Consider the following 2,355-nt stretch of genomic DNA (forward strand, 5'->3'; position numbering starts at 1 on the left):
GGGGGACCTTTGGGAGGGGGCGATTTCGCCGTCCCGTATGAACGGCTCGAAGCGATTCTGCCAGGGTGGCAGAGTCCCCGTCACCGTCGCACAGGCCCTGCCCGTCTCGTCAGCCGCCCAGGCGCACCAGGAGGGGCGGCGCGTGTTCGCCGTCGACCGTGGTGAGGGAGAGCACCGCGTGGCCCACGGGCAGCTCGTACGCGAGTCCCGAGGCGGACCACCGTTCCCGTTCGACCTGGCGCACGGTCACCGCGTCCGTGGTGACGGCCTTGCCGGTGGCCATCTTCCGCAGGGCGTGCAGGGCGCGGGTGAGCGGCTGGTCGGCGAAGACACCGTGCTGCGCGACCTCGCGGACCTCGACCCACTCCTTGCCCCAGGTCTCGGCGAAGCGTTTGCCGTCCCAGGTGGTGACGCCGGGGAAGGCCATGGTGCAGCCGACCGCGCCGAGCAGCGGCGTGTGCAGGTCCTCGGGCACGTCGTCCAGGGTGCGCAGGGCGAGGACCGCCCCCGCGTTGACGGAGCGCAGCCGGCGGATGCCCCGGACGGTTTCGGCGGTGACGGTGTGGGTCGCGTCGTCCAGGACCAAGCAGACGAAGAGGGAACGGTCGGCGCGGGCCGCGGTGATCGCGTTGAACTGGGCAAGGATCAGACGGGTCAGCAGCCGGGACGCCTCGGCGTGGGCGCGCTCCGGCAGATCGACGCGCACCCGCAGCGGATGCCGCTCCAGGGAGCGCAGCGAGAACGGGCGGGCGTCGGGCCCGGTGGCGAAGAACCCGGCGAAGGCCGGCCGGTCGAGCACGGCGATCCGGTCGGCGAGGACGGCCGCCGGGTCCCCGGCGCCGCCCGCCTGGCGCTGCCGGGCGTCGAGCTCGCGCAGCATCGCGTGGTGTCCGGACGACTCCAGTGCCTGCCGCAGGCCGTCCAGTGCGGTGGCGGAGCCTTCGAGGAGCTCTCGGAGTTCGGGTACGGCGGGGAAGACTCCGTGAACGGCACGGTACGGGCCGAGCAGCTGGCCCAGCGCGGTCGCCGCGCGCCGGGTGTCCAGGGTGGGGAGGTCGCCGGCCAGGCCCTCCGCGAGGGCGGCCGCCGCCTCGTCGGGGTCGGTCGTCCCGCCGTACAGGTCGAAGTCGTGCAGGGACGCGGGGTCGCCGATCCTGACGACGACGTCGTAGGCCCCGTCCGGGCCGAGCCGGTCGCCGCCCGCGCCGACGGCGAGCACCGCCGCCTGCCCGGTGAGCGCCCGCAGGGCGAGGGATTCGACGACGGGCCGCACCACCCGTTCCGTCTTCCCCGAGCCGGGTGGTCCGACGACCAGCAGCGAGGTGCCCAGCGACGCGGGTTCCAGCGCCATCCCCGAGCCGCGGCGCGCGTAGGGGTTGCGCGGGTCGTCGGCGCAGGCGCCGATCCGGACCTGGCCGGTGAGCGGGTCGTGCACGGCGGTCCGCCGGGGCAGGTCCCGGCGGCCGGAGGGGTGCAGATAGGCGTCGGCGCCCTTGCGCAGCACGGTGTCGGTGAAGGAGGCCCGCCGGTCGGGCCGGGTCCGGGCGGCTCCCCAGGCGTGCCGCAGCCGTACGCAGTCGATGTCGTTCATCCGGTCGGCGTGGACGGCCGCGGTGAGGGCCTCCGCGGCGTCCGTGCTGCCGGCGGCCCGCAGTTCGGGCCAGTGTGCGAGGTCCGGTCCGGCCTGTGCCGGAGCGGTGCGGGGCTGCTGCGGGCCGGGTTCGCCGCGTCCGAGGAGGGGGGCGAACCCCGCCTGCCACTGGCCGATCCTGGCGAAGGGCCACACGATCGCGGTGCCGATCAGGGCGTAGGCGATGAGCGAGACGAGGAGCGCCGCGTACTGGTTGCCGCCGCCCTGCATCCAGCTGGTCGGAACGGCGGGCAGGATGATGTCGGCGAGCGGCACACGCCGGGTCCAGACCAGCCATACGGTGACCACCGCACCGGACACCGAGAGCAGCAGCCTGGCCCGTCCCAGCCGGGGGCCCGCGAAGTAGCGGAAGACATGGGCCCAGCCGCCGATCCGGGCGGCCCAGAAGCCCAGGCCGAGGACCAGGACCTGGTAGTAGAGCGTGGTGGAGTTGACCACCAGCGCCGGCGCGTCCTCCTTGGGACCGCCGAAGGACCACCATTCGGGGCCGGTGATGATCTCGATCGGCTTGGACACGTAGGGGACGGCGCGTTCCGTCAGCAGGAGCCACAGCAGGAGCCACAGGACCATCGTCGCCAGCGGACCCACCAGCGAGGGGCGGGGCGGGCGCTCGTCGGGCCGTGCCACGTGGGCGTACCGCCACACCCCCGGCTCGGTCCTGGGACGTGCCGCGTTCAGCCATTCGGCCGTGTCCGACCGCGCCC

Annotated in this window: 1 protein-coding gene; it reads right to left on the bottom strand. The window is 74.4% G+C overall.

The window, feature by feature from the left end; all coding sequences use genetic code 11:
• Positions 1 to 109 precede the first annotated feature (109 nt).
• Positions 110 to 2,355 (bottom strand): ATP/GTP-binding protein (locus JGS39_RS39085; RefSeq protein WP_236066056.1); only part of this gene is annotated, 2,246 nt, incomplete at its 5' end.

This window comes from Streptomyces poriferorum (assembly GCF_019399235.1).
In the GTDB taxonomy this organism is placed as follows: domain Bacteria; phylum Actinomycetota; class Actinomycetes; order Streptomycetales; family Streptomycetaceae; genus Streptomyces; species Streptomyces poriferorum.